General features: G+C 52.8%; 20 protein-coding genes. 11 read left to right on the forward strand and 9 right to left on the reverse strand.

Going from position 1 to position 14,448, the window contains the following annotated elements; all coding sequences use genetic code 11:
• Nucleotides 1-26: 26 nt before the first annotated feature.
• From murA to mlaF, 7 genes are all read right to left on the reverse strand, one after another.
• Nucleotides 27-1,286, reverse strand: coding sequence for a UDP-N-acetylglucosamine 1-carboxyvinyltransferase (gene murA / locus SK38_RS19535; protein ID WP_003839949.1), 1,260 nt, complete (start codon nucleotides 1,284-1,286; stop codon nucleotides 27-29).
• Nucleotides 1,287-1,339: 53 nt separating this feature from the next.
• Nucleotides 1,340-1,594, reverse strand: a complete 255-nt coding sequence (gene ibaG, locus SK38_RS19540) for a BolA family iron metabolism protein IbaG (protein WP_003025040.1) — start codon at nucleotides 1,592-1,594, stop codon at nucleotides 1,340-1,342.
• 169 nt (nucleotides 1,595-1,763) lie between these two features.
• Nucleotides 1,764-2,057: a lipid asymmetry maintenance protein MlaB gene (gene mlaB, locus SK38_RS19545; protein WP_048236850.1), complete on the reverse strand. Its 294-nt coding sequence runs from the start codon at nucleotides 2,055-2,057 to the stop codon at nucleotides 1,764-1,766.
• On the reverse strand, nucleotides 2,057-2,692 hold the full coding sequence (gene mlaC / locus SK38_RS19550) for a phospholipid-binding protein MlaC (protein WP_008785928.1): 636 nt from the start codon (nucleotides 2,690-2,692) through the stop codon (nucleotides 2,057-2,059). Before mlaC ends, mlaB begins: the two co-directional genes overlap by 1 nt.
• Before the next feature lie 18 nt (nucleotides 2,693-2,710).
• Nucleotides 2,711-3,268: an outer membrane lipid asymmetry maintenance protein MlaD gene (gene mlaD, locus SK38_RS19555; protein WP_003828747.1), complete on the reverse strand. Its 558-nt coding sequence runs from the start codon at nucleotides 3,266-3,268 to the stop codon at nucleotides 2,711-2,713.
• 4 nt (nucleotides 3,269-3,272) lie between these two features.
• Nucleotides 3,273-4,055 (reverse strand): lipid asymmetry maintenance ABC transporter permease subunit MlaE, encoded by a 783-nt coding sequence (gene mlaE / locus SK38_RS19560; protein WP_003025053.1) that lies wholly within the window; start codon nucleotides 4,053-4,055, stop codon nucleotides 3,273-3,275.
• Nucleotides 4,056-4,062: 7 nt separating this feature from the next.
• Complete coding sequence (mlaF, locus tag SK38_RS19565) at nucleotides 4,063-4,875, reverse strand: phospholipid ABC transporter ATP-binding protein MlaF (protein ID WP_003828749.1); 813 nt, start codon at nucleotides 4,873-4,875, stop codon at nucleotides 4,063-4,065.
• Between the two features lie 215 nt (nucleotides 4,876-5,090).
• On the opposite strand from mlaF, the gene SK38_RS19570 reads away from it, so the two are divergent.
• The 11 genes from SK38_RS19570 (at nucleotide 5,091) to npr (ending at nucleotide 13,010) form a co-directional block, all read left to right on the forward strand.
• Entirely contained in the window at nucleotides 5,091-6,068 is a 978-nt protein-coding gene (locus tag SK38_RS19570) for a calcium/sodium antiporter (protein ID WP_003828751.1), read from the forward strand.
• Between the two features lie 13 nt (nucleotides 6,069-6,081).
• The gene (gene kdsD, locus SK38_RS19575; protein WP_003025063.1) at nucleotides 6,082-7,068 is read left to right on the forward strand and encodes an arabinose-5-phosphate isomerase KdsD; all 987 of its coding nucleotides are present in this window, start codon (nucleotides 6,082-6,084) and stop codon (nucleotides 7,066-7,068) included.
• A 20-nt stretch (nucleotides 7,069-7,088) separates the two neighbouring features.
• A complete protein-coding gene (gene kdsC / locus SK38_RS19580) occupies nucleotides 7,089-7,655 on the forward strand; it encodes a 3-deoxy-manno-octulosonate-8-phosphatase KdsC (protein WP_048236852.1) in 567 nt (188 codons plus the stop codon).
• A complete protein-coding gene (gene lptC, locus SK38_RS19585) occupies nucleotides 7,652-8,227 on the forward strand; it encodes an LPS export ABC transporter periplasmic protein LptC (protein ID WP_008785932.1) in 576 nt (191 codons plus the stop codon). The genes kdsC and lptC overlap by 4 nt, the downstream gene beginning before the upstream one ends.
• Complete coding sequence (lptA, locus tag SK38_RS19590) at nucleotides 8,196-8,744, forward strand: lipopolysaccharide ABC transporter substrate-binding protein LptA (protein ID WP_003828759.1); 549 nt, start codon at nucleotides 8,196-8,198, stop codon at nucleotides 8,742-8,744. Before lptC ends, lptA begins: the two co-directional genes overlap by 32 nt.
• 6 nt (nucleotides 8,745-8,750) lie before the next feature.
• Complete coding sequence (lptB, locus tag SK38_RS19595; protein WP_003828761.1) at nucleotides 8,751-9,476, forward strand: LPS export ABC transporter ATP-binding protein; 726 nt, start codon at nucleotides 8,751-8,753, stop codon at nucleotides 9,474-9,476.
• Between the two features lie 46 nt (nucleotides 9,477-9,522).
• Nucleotides 9,523-10,956: an RNA polymerase factor sigma-54 gene (gene rpoN / locus SK38_RS19600; RefSeq protein ID WP_048236853.1), complete on the forward strand. Its 1,434-nt coding sequence runs from the start codon at nucleotides 9,523-9,525 to the stop codon at nucleotides 10,954-10,956.
• 22 nt (nucleotides 10,957-10,978) lie between these two features.
• The gene (gene hpf, locus SK38_RS19605; protein WP_003025078.1) at nucleotides 10,979-11,266 is read left to right on the forward strand and encodes a ribosome hibernation promoting factor; all 288 of its coding nucleotides are present in this window, start codon (nucleotides 10,979-10,981) and stop codon (nucleotides 11,264-11,266) included.
• 83 nt (nucleotides 11,267-11,349) lie between these two features.
• Nucleotides 11,350-11,841: a PTS IIA-like nitrogen regulatory protein PtsN gene (gene ptsN / locus SK38_RS19610; protein WP_003025083.1), complete on the forward strand. Its 492-nt coding sequence runs from the start codon at nucleotides 11,350-11,352 to the stop codon at nucleotides 11,839-11,841.
• Between the two features lie 45 nt (nucleotides 11,842-11,886).
• Nucleotides 11,887-12,741: an RNase adapter RapZ gene (rapZ, locus tag SK38_RS19615; protein ID WP_003025085.1), complete on the forward strand. Its 855-nt coding sequence runs from the start codon at nucleotides 11,887-11,889 to the stop codon at nucleotides 12,739-12,741.
• A complete protein-coding gene (gene npr / locus SK38_RS19620; protein ID WP_003828770.1) occupies nucleotides 12,738-13,010 on the forward strand; it encodes a PTS phosphocarrier protein NPr in 273 nt (90 codons plus the stop codon). Before rapZ ends, npr begins: the two co-directional genes overlap by 4 nt.
• Before the next feature lie 66 nt (nucleotides 13,011-13,076).
• Here npr and mtgA read toward each other — a convergent pair whose 3' ends face one another.
• Together mtgA and elbB are read right to left on the reverse strand one after the other, a co-directional pair.
• Complete coding sequence (gene mtgA, locus SK38_RS19625) at nucleotides 13,077-13,796, reverse strand: monofunctional biosynthetic peptidoglycan transglycosylase (RefSeq protein ID WP_003828772.1); 720 nt, start codon at nucleotides 13,794-13,796, stop codon at nucleotides 13,077-13,079.
• Nucleotides 13,793-14,446 (reverse strand): isoprenoid biosynthesis glyoxalase ElbB, encoded by a 654-nt coding sequence (gene elbB / locus SK38_RS19630; RefSeq protein ID WP_048236855.1) that lies wholly within the window; start codon nucleotides 14,444-14,446, stop codon nucleotides 13,793-13,795. Before elbB ends, mtgA begins: the two co-directional genes overlap by 4 nt.
• Nucleotides 14,447-14,448 lie beyond the last annotated feature (2 nt).

Genomic DNA, 14,448 nt, shown 5'->3' on the forward strand with positions numbered 1-14,448 from the left:
CTGGGGGTTACAAGAGACGTTGACGATTACTCGCCTTTCACGCGCTCAATGTTTGCGCCCAGCGCACGCAGTTTATCTTCGATGCGCTCATAGCCGCGATCGATGTGATAAATACGGTCGACTACCGTCGTACCTTCAGCAATACACCCTGCCAGCACCAGGCTTGCAGATGCGCGCAGATCGGTCGCCATAACCTGTGCGCCAGAGAGCGTTTCCACGCCGTGGCAAATCACGGTATTGCTTTCGATTTCTGCGTGAGCGCCCATACGGCTCAGCTCAGGCACGTGCATAAAGCGGTTCTCAAACACGGTTTCCGTGATGAAGCCGGTCCCTTCTGCCACTAGGTTCAGCAATGTAAACTGGGCCTGCATGTCGGTAGGGAACGCCGGATGCGGTGCAGTACGCACATTGACCGCTTTCGGACGTTTACCGTGCATATCAAGGCTGATCCAATCATCACCCACTTCAATATCCGCACCCGCATCACGCAGCTTCGCCAGAACGGCATCCAGCGTGTCCGGCTGTGCATTACGGCAGATAATCTTGCCGCGAGAAATTGCCGCCGCCACCAGGAAGGTACCGGTTTCGATACGATCTGGCAGAACGCGATAAACACCACCGCCAAGACGCTCAACGCCTTCGATGGTAATACGATCGGTGCCCTGACCCGTGATCTTCGCGCCCAGCGCAATCAGGAAGTTCGCGGTATCCACAATCTCCGGCTCGCGCGCAGCGTTTTCGATGATGGTGGTGCCTTCGGCAAGCGTTGCTGCGCACATGATAGTGACCGTCGCGCCGACGCTCACTTTGTCCATGACGATATGCGCGCCTTTCAGACGGCCATCAACGGACGCCTTCACATAGCCTTCTTCCAGCTTAATAGTCGCGCCTAACTGCTCCAGGCCGGTAATGTGCAGGTCAACCGGACGCGCGCCAATGGTACAGCCACCCGGCAGTGAAACCTGGCCCTGACCAAAGCGGGCAACCAGCGGCCCGAGCGCCCAAATGGATGCACGCATGGTTTTCACCAGATCGTACGGCGCACAGAAGACGTTCACATCACGCGCATCGATGTGCACAGAACCATTACGCTCAACTTTCGCACCCAGCTGGCTCAGCAGCTTCATTGATGTGTCAACGTCCTTCAGTTTCGGGACGTTTTGGATCTCTACAGGTTCTTCAGCCAGCAGCGCCGCAAACAGGATCGGCAGTGCGGCGTTTTTAGCGCCTGAAATTGTGACTTCGCCCTGGAGCTTAGTTGGCCCCTGAACACGAAATTTATCCATTATTCTGTTCTCTGTTAAGAATTTATCTTCGCTACCGGCACATCACCCGTAGCTCAAAAACCGTTAAGTTTGCGATCGCGCGCCCATTCCGCTGGGGTAAACGCCTTAATCGACACGGCATGAATGCGGTTGTCCGCAATGTACTCCATCAACGGGCCATAGACCGATTGCTGCTTCTTGACCCGGCTCATGCCTTCAAACATCTCACCCACGGCAATAACCTGAAAGTGACTGCCGTCGCCAGAAACGTGGACTTCCTGGAGGGAGAGTGCATTCATCAGCACGCTCTGAATTTCATTATTTTCCATGGGCTCTTCATTCGTCAGATAGTGAAAACAGCCCAACATCTTAGAGCAAAGTGGCGCTGTCATAAATAAGCAAAAAGCCTCGCTGATAAATCAGACAAGGCTTTAGTGGCAGATCCCCCTCAGGGGTTTTGCCGGATAGCGGCACAAGACCTTATCCGGCCTGGAAAAATTAACGCGGAAGGACGTCGTCAGGCAGATTGTAAAGCTGCGCCAGCGTGTACACTTTATCGTTAACACCAGTGAGCGAAACGCTGTTTCCCTGCTGCTTGCCCTGATTAATCAGATGCAACAGTAACGCCAGACCGCCGGTATCTACCCGGGATACCTGGTTCAGGTCGATGCAGGATACCCCTTTCATCGCCTCAACTCGCGCATCCCATAATGGGTTTAACACGTCCTGATCCAGCTCCCCCACCAGCACCAGCTTGTCACCTTCACGCGACCAGGTGAGTGACTGCGTCATTATTTTTTCTCTTCCAGAGTGATTTTCTGCTGAGCAATAGATTTCAGCTGCGCCGTCAGGCCATCAATACCTTTGGTACGCAGCAGGTCGCTCCACTCATTTTGTTTGGTGGTGATCATACTTACGCCTTCAGCAATCATGTCATAAGCCTGCCAGTTACCGGTCTGGGAGTTTTTACGCCACTGGAAATCCAAACGTACCGGAGGACGACCGTTTGGATCGATGATGGTTACGCGGATAGGCACGATGGTCGCATCACCCAGCGGTTGCTCTGGTGCAATTTCATAAGTCTGGCCATGGTACATCGCCAGAGCCTGGCCGTAGGCCTGCTTCAGATATTCACGGAATGCGGCAAAATAGGCTTCACGCTGAGCAGGGGTCGCATCTTTGTAGTAGCGCCCCAGTACCAGCGCACCCGCATATTTAACCTGCACGTATGGCAACAGTTCCTGATCGACAACCTGACGCAGGTAATCCGGGTTTGCGCGGATTTTAGGTTGTTCATTCTTCAGACGGTCAAATGTCTTCTGCGCCGCCTCATTCATCTGTTTGTACGGGTTCGTTTGGTCGGCTGCAGTTGCTGCGCTAAGCGGGGCAATCACCAGCATAGCCACCATCATCAATCGTTTAAACATACGTCGATTCTCCTGAGATTATTTCGTTGCGCCCGCAGGCGTAGTGGCTTCATTATTGCCGTCAGTTGCGGCTGGCGCATCGCCAGAATTCTTATTGTCATCACCTTTACTGTTGCTGTTGTAAAGGAACTGACCAATCATATCTTCCAGCACCATCGCGGATTTCGTGTCCTGAATCGTACCGCCATCTTTGAGGATAGACGTTCCCAGCTCAGGATCTTCAAAACCCACATTCAATGCCAGATACTGTTCGCCCAGCAGACCGGAAGTACGGATGCTCAGAGAACTGGTGTCAGGAATATGGTTAAAACGCGATTCGATTTCCAGCGTCACGCGCGGCAGGTACGTTTTCGGATCTAACGAGATGTCCGATACGCGTCCAACTACCACCCCGCCAATCCGCACCGGAGAACGCTCTCTCAGGCCGCCGATATTATCAAAGGTCGCATAAATCGTGTAAGTCGGCTCAGTACGCATTGAGGTAACGTTCGCCGCCTTCAGGCAAACAAACAGCGCTGCCAGCAGCGCAACCAGCAGGAATAACCCGACCCAAATTTCATTTTTTTTCGTTTGCATGAACTCAATTCCCAAACATCAGTGCGGTCAGCACAAAATCCAGCCCCAGAACGGCAAGAGAGGCGTGCACAACGGTGCGTGTCGTTGCCCGGCTAATCCCGGCAGAGGTCGGGATCGCATCATAACCATTGAACAATGCAATCCAGGTGACCGTAATGGCGAACACCACGCTCTTAATCAGACAGTTAACCAGGTCCAGACGCCAGTCGACGGCATTTTGCATAGCCGACCAGAAGAAGCCTGCATCAATACCCTTCCAGCTTACGCCAACCAGTGAACCACCCCAGATACCCACTGCGACAAAAATAATCGTCAGCAGCGGCAATGAAATGACGCCAGCCCAAAAACGTGGGGAAATCACCCGGCGCAGTGGATCGACGGCCATCATCTCCAGACTGGAAAGCTGTTCGGTCGCCCGCATCAGGCCAATTTCTGCGGTTAAGGCCGACCCGGCCCGCCCGGCAAACAGCAGCGCCGCAACAACCGGTCCCAACTCACGTAACAATGACAGTGCCACCAGCATACCGAGGCTGGTTTCCGCGCTGTAGGTCGTCAGCACCAGGTATCCCTGCAACCCCAGCACCATACCGATGAACACGCCAGAAACAATAATGATCAGCATCGATAAGACACCGACATTATAGAGCTGGCGGATCAGCAGCGGCGCATGTTTGCGAAACTCCGGCTTGCCGACAACCGCATTGAACAACATTAATCCGGCTCGCCCGAACGTCCTGAGGGTTTTTATTCCCCGATGTCCGAGTGATGCCAGCGCATTTAACAACATGGGTGGCTTAACTCCCTGTTTTGAGTAAATCGATGTGGTAGTCGCCCGCCGGGTAACGGAACGGAACCGGTCCATCGGCAATGCCGTCCAGGAACTGGCGTACGCGCGGATCGGCATTTTCTTGTAGTGCCTGAGCACTACCGTAGGCCACTATTTTTTTGTCCGCCATTATATAGGCGTAATCCGCAATACTCAGTACCTCAGGCACATCATGGGATACCACCACACAGGTGACGCCCAGCGCGCTGTTCAGTTCTGAAATCAGCTTCACCAGAACGCCCATGGTGATGGGATCCTGGCCGACGAACGGCTCATCAAACATGATGAGGTCTGGCTCCAGCGCGATAGCACGTGCTAACGCGGCGCGACGCGCCATCCCACCGGATAATTCAGAAGGCATTAATTTGGCCGCACCCCGCAGGCCGACGGCCTCGAGCTTCATCATCACCGTGCTCTTCAGCAACGGCGCTGGCAACGTCGTATGCTCGCGCAGAGGGTACGCGACGTTGTCAAACACATTCATGTCGGTAAATAGCGCACCAGACTGAAACAGCATACTCATGCGCTTACGCACGGTAAATAAACGCGAACGAGACATGGCCGGGACGTTCTCACCGTCAAACAGGATCTCGCCCTTATCCGGGGGGATCTGTCCGCCAATCAGACGCAACAGCGTCGTTTTGCCGATGCCTGATGGCCCCATGATCGCCGTCACCTTACCGCGCGGTACCGTCAGGGAAATATTATCAAAGATGCAGCGGTCACCCCGGGAAAAGCTGACATCGCGCATATCGACTAGATTCGCCACAGACTGCCCCATTGATTCATCCTTTACTATTGCCTCGTTGATCGAAGAGTTTGGCGCTCAATTTAGCCATGAACTCAACATATTTACAGATTATTGCCTGTCCTGGTTAGCGAAAGCTGGCATTTGTTTTACTTTTTAGCCGCATAAAGTCAAAATTAAGACTTCGTTACGGCTTCCAGAAGATCCTTCAAGTGGACCGGCGAGTATACCTGAAGAAAGGACTTTAGATGCTTTTAGCGACGGCGCTGTTAATAATTGGTTTACTTCTGGTGGTCTACGGTGCCGACCGTCTGGTATTTGCCGCATCCATTTTATGTCGAAACTTCGGTATTCCTCCCATTATCATCGGAATGACCGTGGTCAGCATGGGTACGTCGTTACCCGAGATAATTGTCTCCGTTGCCGCATCGATGAATGGGCAACTCGATCTGGCTGTCGGGACCGCCATCGGTTCTAACATCACCAACATTCTGCTTATTTTAGGCCTGTCGGCGCTGATTCATCCTTTTACCGTGCATTCTGATGTTCTGCGTCGTGAATTACCGCTAATGTTGCTGGTAAGTATTTTAGCTGCATCCGTCCTGTATGACGGGCAGCTAAGCCGCAGCGACGGTTTCTTTCTTCTGCTTCTGGCCGTGCTATGGCTGCTATTCATTGTTAAAATTGCCCGTCTGGCCGAGCGACAAGGCAATGACAGCCTGACGCGTGAGCAGATAGCTGAGCTGCCGCGCGAAGGCGGATTACCGGTCGCATTTTTGTGGTTGGGCATTGCGCTGATAATCATGCCAATGGCAACACGTATGGTGGTGGATAACGCTACCGTACTGGCGAACTATTTCGCCATGAGCGAACTTACTATCGGGCTGACAGTGGTCGCCATTGGTACCAGCCTGCCTGAGCTGGCAACAGCGATTGCGGGTCTGCGTAAAGGTGAAAACGATATTGCCGTCGGTAACATTATCGGCGCAAACATTTTTAATATCGTTATCGTCCTCGGGCTACCGGCGCTGATTACGCCGGGTGAAGTCAATCCGATGGCCTTCACCCGTGACTATAGCGTCATGCTGCTGGTGAGCGTGATTTTTGCACTACTCTGCTGGCGACGTCCGCGCCAGATTGGTCGCGGCGCAGGTGCGCTGCTGACCGGCGGTTTTATCATATGGCTGGCGATGCTGTATTGGTTATCGCCACTTCTCGTTGGATAACTGGAAACGCATTATGTCGCACTTAGAGTTGCAACCGGGTTTTGACTTTCAGCAAGCAGGCAAGGAAGTCCTGGCAATTGAACGTGAAGGCCTGGCGGAGCTTGATCAGTACATCAACCAAAATTTTACCCTCGCATGCGAGAAAATATTCAGCTGCCCGGGCAAAGTGGTGGTGATGGGAATGGGGAAATCCGGCCATATCGGGCGGAAAATGGCAGCCACATTTGCCAGCACCGGCACCCCCTCATTTTTTGTACACCCAGGCGAAGCCGCACATGGCGATCTGGGTATGGTCTCGCCGCAGGATGTGGTCATCGCCATCTCTAACTCCGGTGAATCCAATGAGATAGCGGCGCTGATCCCGGTATTAAAACGTCTTCATGTACCGCTTATCTGCATGACCGGTCGTCCTGAAAGCAGTATGGCGCGTGCGGCAGATGTGCATCTGTGTGTTAAAGTGCCCAAGGAAGCTTGTCCGTTAGGTCTGGCACCGACCAGCAGTACGACAGCAACACTGGTGATGGGCGATGCCCTAGCGGTGGCATTATTAAAAGCGCGCGGCTTTACCGCGGAAGATTTTGCGTTGTCTCATCCCGGTGGCGCACTGGGCCGTAAGCTTTTACTGCGCGTTAACGATATTATGCATACGGGCGACGAGATCCCGCATGTGACCAAAAACGCCAGCCTGCGTGACGCCTTAATTGAGATCACGCGTAAAAATCTCGGCATGACCGTCATTTGCGATGATGCCATGAAGATTGACGGTATTTTCACCGATGGCGATTTACGTCGTGTCTTCGATATGGGCGTTGATGTACGCCAGTTAGGCATTGCCGATGTGATGACCCCTGGAGGCATTCGCGTGCGTCCGGGTATTCTTGCCGTCGATGCCCTGAACTTAATGCAGTCCCGCCATATCACCTCGGTAATGGTTGCTGATGGCGACCAATTACTCGGTGTGTTACATATGCATGATCTGCTGCGTGCAGGTGTAGTGTAAGAAACTCAAGGATAACGAAAATGAGTAAAGCAGGTGCGTCGCTTGCGACCTGTTATGGACCCGTCAGCGCAGACGTTATCACCCGGGCAGAAAACATCCGTTTGCTGATCCTGGATGTGGATGGCGTACTGTCTGATGGTCTGATTTATATGGGCAACAACGGTGAAGAGCTGAAGGCTTTTAACGTCCGTGATGGTTACGGAATTCGCTGTGCGCTCACTTCCGGTATTGAGATTGCCATTATTACCGGACGAAAGGCTAAACTTGTAGAAGATCGCTGTGCCACTTTGGGGATCACCCACCTGTATCAGGGGCAGTCAGACAAACTGGTTGCCTTTGGCGATCTCCTTAGCAAACTGGCGATCGCGCCGGAGAATGTCGCCTACGTTGGCGATGACCTGATCGACTGGCCGGTGATGGCTAAAGTGGGATTAAGCGTCGCGGTGGCAGATGCCCACCCTTTGCTGATCCCGCGAGCTGATTATGTCACCCACATTGATGGGGGACGTGGCGCTGTGCGTGAAGTCTGCGATTTATTACTCCTGGCGCAGGGCAAACTGGACGAGGCCAAAGGGCAATCGATATGAGCAAAACCAGACGTTGGGTTATCATTCTACTGTCGCTGGCTGTCCTTGTGATGATTGGTATTAATCTGGCAGACAAAGATGACACCACTCAGGTCGTCGTCAATAACAACGAGCCAACCTATAAGAGCGAACATACTGATACCGTCGTGTATAGTCCGGAAGGCGCGCTGAGCTATCACTTGATCGCACAACACGTTGAATATTATTCGGAACAAGCGGTTTCGTGGTTTACTCAACCAGTATTAACCACGTTTGATAAGGATAAAGTACCGACCTGGACGATCAAGGCCGACAAAGCCAAATTGACCAACGATCGGATGCTGTATCTGTACGGCCATGTTGAGGTTAACGCCCTGGTGCCTGACTCTCAACTACGCAGAATTACGACCGATAACGCGCAGATTAACCTGGTGACACAAGACGTCACTTCCGATGATCTGGTGACGTTGTATGGCACAACATTTAACTCCAGCGGACTGAAGATGCGCGGCAACTTACGCAGCAAGAACGCCGAGCTGATTGAAAAGGTTAGAACCTCATATGAAATCCAAAACAAACAAACTCAGCCTTAATCTTGTACTTGCCAGCTCACTTCTGGCCGCCAGCATTCCGGCATTTGCCGTCACCGGCGATACCGAGCAGCCGATTCACATTGAATCGGACCAGCAGTCCCTGGATATGCAGGGCAACGTGGTGACGTTTACTGGCAACGTGATTGTGACTCAGGGCACCATCAAAATTAACGCCGATAAAGTCGTCGTGACCCGTCCTGGCGGTGAAGACGGCAAAGAAGTGATTGATGGCTATGGCAATCCAGCGACGTTTTACCAGATGCAGGACAACGGTAAACCGGTAAAAGGCCACGCCTCTCAGATGCACTATGAACTGGCGAAAGACTTTGTCGTTCTCACCGGCAAGGCGTATCTGGAACAGCTCGATAGCAACATCACGGGCGATAAGATCACTTATCTGGTAAAAGAGCAGAAAATGCAGGCCTTCAGCGATAAAGGCAAACGCGTCACCACCGTTCTGGTTCCGTCGCAGTTGCAGGACAAAAACAAGGCTCCGGCAGAGAAAAAAGGTAACTGATTCGTTATGGCAACATTAACTGCAAAGAACCTTGCAAAAGCCTATAAAGGCCGTCGTGTGGTTGAAGATGTCAGTCTGACCGTCAACTCCGGGGAGATCGTCGGTCTGCTCGGTCCTAACGGTGCAGGCAAGACAACAACCTTTTACATGGTAGTCGGCATTGTCCCGCGCGATGCGGGCAACATTATCATTGATGACGAAGACATCAGTCTGCTGCCTCTGCATGCGCGCGCGCGTCGCGGCATCGGCTACTTACCGCAGGAAGCGTCTATTTTCCGTCGCCTGAGCGTGTTTGATAACCTGATGGCGGTGCTGCAAATTCGTGACGATCTGACCAGCGAGCAGCGGGAAGATCGCGCCAACGAGCTGATGGAAGAATTCCACATCGAGCACCTGCGTGACAGCTTAGGTCAGTCGCTCTCCGGTGGTGAACGACGCCGCGTGGAGATCGCTCGCGCACTGGCCGCTAATCCGAAATTTATCCTGCTGGATGAACCGTTTGCCGGTGTTGACCCGATTTCTGTTATTGATATTAAACGGATCATCGAACACCTGCGCGACAGCGGCCTTGGCGTGCTGATTACCGACCACAACGTCCGCGAAACGCTGGCAGTGTGTGAGCGCGCCTATATCGTAAGTCAAGGACACCTGATCGCGCACGGCACGCCAACAGAAATACTGCAGGATGAGCACGTTAAGCGCGTATACCTTGGGGAAGACTTCAGACTCTGATAGGGTAGAAGACTTCACGTCACTGCAGGAGAAAACAACTCTGAACATGAAGCAAGGTTTGCAACTCAGGCTTAGCCAACAACTGGCGATGACGCCTCAGCTACAACAGGCTATCCGTCTGTTGCAGCTGTCCACGCTGGAACTTCAGCAAGAACTTCAGCAAGCGCTGGAAAGTAACCCACTGCTCGAGCAAACCGATCTTCACGACGAAATTGATACCCAGGAAAAACAGGACAGCGAAACCCTCGACACCGCAGATGCTCTCGAACAAAAAGAGATGCCTGAGGAGTTGCCGCTTGACGCCAGTTGGGATGAAATTTACACCGCCGGGACGCCTTCGGGCACCAGCGGAGATTACATCGACGACGAACTGCCTGTGTATCAGGGTGAGACCACGCAATCACTACAAGATTACCTGATGTGGCAAGTGGAACTGACCCCGTTCTCGGATACCGATCGCGCCATTGCGACATCCATTGTGGATGCGGTAGACGAAACCGGTTATCTCACCGTGACCCTGGACGATATTCTCGAAAGCATGGGCGATGACGACGTCGGTATGGACGAAATCGAAGCCGTGCTTAAACGCGTTCAGCGCTTTGATCCCGTTGGCGTAGCCGCCAAAGATCTCCGTGACTGCTTACTGATCCAACTTTCGCAGTTTGATAAAGCCACACCGTGGCTGGAAGAAGCGCGCCTGATCATCAGCGATCACCTCGATCTGTTAGCCAACCATGACTTCCGCTCCCTGATGCGCGTGACCCGGCTGAAAGAAGACGTGCTGAAAGAAGCCGTCAATCTTATTCAGTCGCTGGATCCAAGACCTGGGCAATCGATCCAGACCGGCGAGCCGGAGTACGTCATTCCGGATGTGCTGGTGCGTAAGCATAACGATCGCTGGGTGGTCGAACTCAACGGCGACAGCATTCCGCGCTTACAGATTAACCAGCACTACGCCGCCATGTGCAATAGCGCGCGTAACGATGCCGACAGCCAGTTTATTCGTAGCAATCTGCAAGATGCGAAGTGGCTGATTAAAAGCCTGGAAAGCCGCAATGATACGTTGCTGCGCGTCAGTCGCTGCATCGTGGAGCAACAGCAAGCCTTCTTTGAGCAAGGCGAAGAGTATATGAAACCGATGGTACTGGCGGATATCGCCCAGGCCGTCGAGATGCACGAATCGACCATTTCCCGTGTGACCACGCAAAAGTATCTGCACAGTCCGCGCGGCATTTTTGAATTGAAGTATTTCTTTTCCAGTCACGTTAACACTGAAGGCGGAGGTGAAGCCTCATCCACAGCTATCCGTGCGCTGGTGAAGAAATTAATTGCTGCGGAAAACCCCGCGAAACCGCTGAGTGACAGCAAGTTAACCTCTATGCTGTCAGAACAGGGTATCATGGTGGCACGCCGCACCGTTGCGAAGTACCGAGAGTCTTTATCCATTCCGCCGTCTAACCAGCGCAAACAGCTGGTGTGACCCAACCGATAAGGAAGACACTATGCAGCTCAACATCACTGGAAACAACGTCGAAATCACCGAAGCCCTGCGCGATTTTGTGAATACAAAATTTGCCAAGCTCGAACAATATTTCGACCGGATTAATCAGGTCTATATTGTGTTGAAAGTGGAGAAGGTTACACATATCTCGGATGCAACACTGCATGTGAACGGTGGCGAAATTCATGCCAGCGCGGAAGGTCAGGATATGTACGCCGCCATTGACGGTTTAATTGATAAACTGGCTCGGCAGTTAACAAAACATAAAGATAAACTGAAACAGCACTAACTTGTCCGGGCAGTTAGCGGGTGCAGGACGGCCTGTTGTGTAGCACAACGGGCCATTTGTACAGTTAGCGCTTAGGTGAAATTATGACAAATAACGATACGACTCTACAACTGAGCACTGTTCTTAACCAGGAATGTACACGCGCAGGCGTTCACTGCCAAAGCAAGAAACGCGCACTGGAAATCATCAGCGAACTTGCGGCAAAACAGCTTAGCCTGCCTTCTCAGGTGGTATTTGAAGCCATTCTGACGCGTGAAAAAATGGGCAGTACCGGCATCGGTAATGGTATTGCAATCCCGCACGGAAAGCTGGAAGAAGACACGATGCGCGCGGTTGGTGTGTTTGTTCAACTCGAAACACCCATCGCCTTCGACGCCATTGATAATCAACCTGTCGATCTGCTTTTCGCCCTGCTGGTCCCGGCAGACCAAACCAAGACGCATTTGCATACGTTGTCACTGGTCGCAAAACGTCTGGCAGATAAAACCATCTGTCGTCGTCTGCGCGCCGCGCAGAGTGACCAGGAGTTGTATCAAATCATCACGGACACCGAAGGTGGACAGGATGAAGCATAACAACCCAATGGCATCCTTTTTTGTCGTTGTGAGGAGAAACAGTACATGGTACTGATGATCGTCAGCGGCCGTTCAGGGTCAGGTAAATCTGTCGCCCTGCGTGCGCTGGAAGATATGGGTTTTTACTGCGTGGATAACCTTCCCGTAGTGCTGTTGCCCGATCTGGCTCGTACACTGGCCGATCGCCAGATTTCTGCGGCCGTCAGCATTGATGTGCGCAACATGCCTGAGTCCCCGGAAATTTTCGAGCAGGCAATGAATAATCTGCCCGAGGGTTTCTCACCACAGCTGCTGTTCCTTGATGCAGACCGTAACACGTTGATTCGTCGCTACAGCGACACGCGCCGTTTACACCCGCTCTCCAGCAAGAACTTGTCTCTGGAAAGCGCTATCGATAAGGAAAGCGATTTGCTGGAGCCTCTACGCTCTCGCGCTGACCTGATCGTTGATACCTCCGAAATGTCCGTACACGAACTGGCAGAAATGTTACGTACCCGACTGCTGGGTAAACGTGAACGTGAATTGACGATGGTATTCGAATCCTTTGGTTTCAAACACGGTATCCCGATTGATGCGGATTACGTCTTTGACGTGCGCTTCCTGCCTAACCCACACTGGGATCCGAAGCTGCGCCCAATGACCGGTCTTGACCGCCCTGTCGCCGCATTCCTCGACAGGCACACAGAAGTACACAATTTTATCTACCAGACTCGCAGCTATCTTGAGCTATGGTTACCCATGCTGGAGACCAACAACCGTAGCTACCTTACCGTAGCCATCGGCTGTACCGGCGGGAAACACCGTTCGGTGTATATTGCAGAGCAGCTGGCAGACTACTTCCGCTCACGCGGTAAAAACGTGCAGTCACGCCATCGTACGCTGGAAAAACGTAAATCATGACCGTGAAGCAAACCGTTGAAATCACCAATAAGCTGGGCATGCATGCCCGCCCAGCGATGAAACTGTTTGAATTGATGCAGGGTTTCGAAGCAGAAGTTTTGCTGCGTAATGATGAAGGAACGGAAGCCGAGGCCAACAGCGTGATCGCTCTGCTGATGCTGGATTCAGCCAAAGGGCGTCAGATAGAAGTCGAAGCCACGGGACCACAGGAAGTAGAAGCCCTGGCCGCAGTGATTGCCCTGTTTAATTCAGGGTTTGATGAAGATTAATCGAGTACACAGAACGTAGCCAGTAGGCCGGATAAGGCGTTTACGCCGCATCCGGCAATAACTACGCTAATACAGCTTATTTTCCCGCATAAACGACTCACCACCTAACTGGCGCATTTGGCGCATAATCCAGGCCTGGCGGTTACGCACATAACCAGAAGGCGCATTCGCCTTAAAACGCAAAGGATTGGGCAATACTGCCGCCAGCAAGGCCGCTTCAGACAGGCTCAACCGACTGGCCGGTTTATGAAAATACCGTTGCGCCGCCGCCTCCACGCCAAATATCCCATCGCCAAACTCGGCGATATTCAAATAGACGGTCAGAATACGTTTCTTACTCCAGACGGTTTCCATACCCAGCGTTAGCCCGGCTTCAAGGCCCTTACGCACCCAGCTACGTCCATCCCACAAAAAGAGGTTTTTCGCCGTCTGTTGCGATAACGTCGACGCCCCGCGAATGCGGTTTTCATTGCGTTCATTGTGCGCCAGCGCTTTCTCTATGGCGGTGACGTCAAACCCCCAGTGGTCTGGAAACTTCTGGTCCTCTGCAGCAATCACCGCCAGTCCCATCCACGGTGAGATCTCATCCATGCTCACCCAGTCCGAGTGCGCCACATAGCCGAAATCACCGGACAGCCATGCGCCCAGCTGTCGCTCGACCATTACCGCCGAGAAAGGCACAGGCATCACGCTGAAAAGTGCGATGCCCCCGCCCCAGAATACGGCGAGGACAACCACCACCCGCAGAAAAATACGTCGCAGAAAGGCGGTTACTCCTTTTCTCATTCGGTCAGCACCAGCACACGCGATACCAGTTTATCGATGCCACTCGCAGCCTGAGCGATGTCCTGCGCCAGCATATAGGCAGGCGTGGTGACGATTTTGTTGTCTTCATCGACGACAATGTCATCAACCGGACAAGGCACATGCTCAGCGCCCATCTCTTCCAGCACCTCTGCCGTGTCGATATCAGTGCCGATGGTCAGACGCAGCGGGAAGTCAAAAATTTTAGGTAACATGGCAGGCGCAATGCACATAAACCCCAACGGCTTACCCGCCTGATGCATGGCCACCGCCAGCGCGGCTAAATCGCTGTCAACCCGGCATTCGCTGCCCTGACTGGCAAAATTGCTCAGATTTTTGGCCGCACCAAACCCACCCGGCACGATCAACGCATCCAGTTCCGATGAGACTGCCTGCGCAAGTGGGCGAATATCGCCACGTGTGATACGCGCGGCTTCAATTAGCACATTGCGAGTTTCCAGCATCGACTCGCCGGTCAGATGATTAATCACATCCGCTTGTTGTTTATCAGGTGCGAAACAGACAGCCTGAGCACCGTTGCGGGCAATGGCCAGAAGCGTGAGAACAGTTTCATGGATCTCTGCACCGTCATACACGCCGCATCCGCTGAGCACTACACCCACTTTTTTCATCG

Source organism: Citrobacter sp. MGH110 (assembly GCF_001037515.1).
Taxonomy (GTDB): domain Bacteria; phylum Pseudomonadota; class Gammaproteobacteria; order Enterobacterales; family Enterobacteriaceae; genus Citrobacter; species Citrobacter portucalensis.

Coding starts and splice junctions, on each gene's coding strand:
- mlaD (WP_003828747.1), bottom strand. CDS start 3,268: ATGCAAACGAAAAAAAATGAAATTTGGGTCGGGTTATTCCTGCTGGTT.
- mlaE (WP_003025053.1), bottom strand. CDS start 4,055: ATGTTGTTAAATGCGCTGGCATCACTCGGACATCGGGGAATAAAAACC.
- kdsC (WP_048236852.1), top strand. CDS start 7,089: ATGAGTAAAGCAGGTGCGTCGCTTGCGACCTGTTATGGACCCGTCAGC.
- rapZ (WP_003025085.1), top strand. CDS start 11,887: ATGGTACTGATGATCGTCAGCGGCCGTTCAGGGTCAGGTAAATCTGTC.
- rpoN (WP_048236853.1), top strand. CDS start 9,523: ATGAAGCAAGGTTTGCAACTCAGGCTTAGCCAACAACTGGCGATGACG.
- ibaG (WP_003025040.1), bottom strand. CDS start 1,594: ATGGAAAATAATGAAATTCAGAGCGTGCTGATGAATGCACTCTCCCTC.
- kdsD (WP_003025063.1), top strand. CDS start 6,082: ATGTCGCACTTAGAGTTGCAACCGGGTTTTGACTTTCAGCAAGCAGGC.
- lptA (WP_003828759.1), top strand. CDS start 8,196: ATGAAATCCAAAACAAACAAACTCAGCCTTAATCTTGTACTTGCCAGC.
- lptB (WP_003828761.1), top strand. CDS start 8,751: ATGGCAACATTAACTGCAAAGAACCTTGCAAAAGCCTATAAAGGCCGT.
- mtgA (WP_003828772.1), bottom strand. CDS start 13,796: ATGAGAAAAGGAGTAACCGCCTTTCTGCGACGTATTTTTCTGCGGGTG.
- npr (WP_003828770.1), top strand. CDS start 12,738: ATGACCGTGAAGCAAACCGTTGAAATCACCAATAAGCTGGGCATGCAT.
- murA (WP_003839949.1), bottom strand. CDS start 1,286: ATGGATAAATTTCGTGTTCAGGGGCCAACTAAGCTCCAGGGCGAAGTC.
- mlaB (WP_048236850.1), bottom strand. CDS start 2,057: ATGACGCAGTCACTCACCTGGTCGCGTGAAGGTGACAAGCTGGTGCTG.
- elbB (WP_048236855.1), bottom strand. CDS start 14,446: ATGAAAAAAGTGGGTGTAGTGCTCAGCGGATGCGGCGTGTATGACGGT.
- hpf (WP_003025078.1), top strand. CDS start 10,979: ATGCAGCTCAACATCACTGGAAACAACGTCGAAATCACCGAAGCCCTG.
- SK38_RS19570 (WP_003828751.1), top strand. CDS start 5,091: ATGCTTTTAGCGACGGCGCTGTTAATAATTGGTTTACTTCTGGTGGTC.
- ptsN (WP_003025083.1), top strand. CDS start 11,350: ATGACAAATAACGATACGACTCTACAACTGAGCACTGTTCTTAACCAG.
- mlaC (WP_008785928.1), bottom strand. CDS start 2,692: ATGTTTAAACGATTGATGATGGTGGCTATGCTGGTGATTGCCCCGCTT.
- mlaF (WP_003828749.1), bottom strand. CDS start 4,875: ATGGGGCAGTCTGTGGCGAATCTAGTCGATATGCGCGATGTCAGCTTT.
- lptC (WP_008785932.1), top strand. CDS start 7,652: ATGAGCAAAACCAGACGTTGGGTTATCATTCTACTGTCGCTGGCTGTC.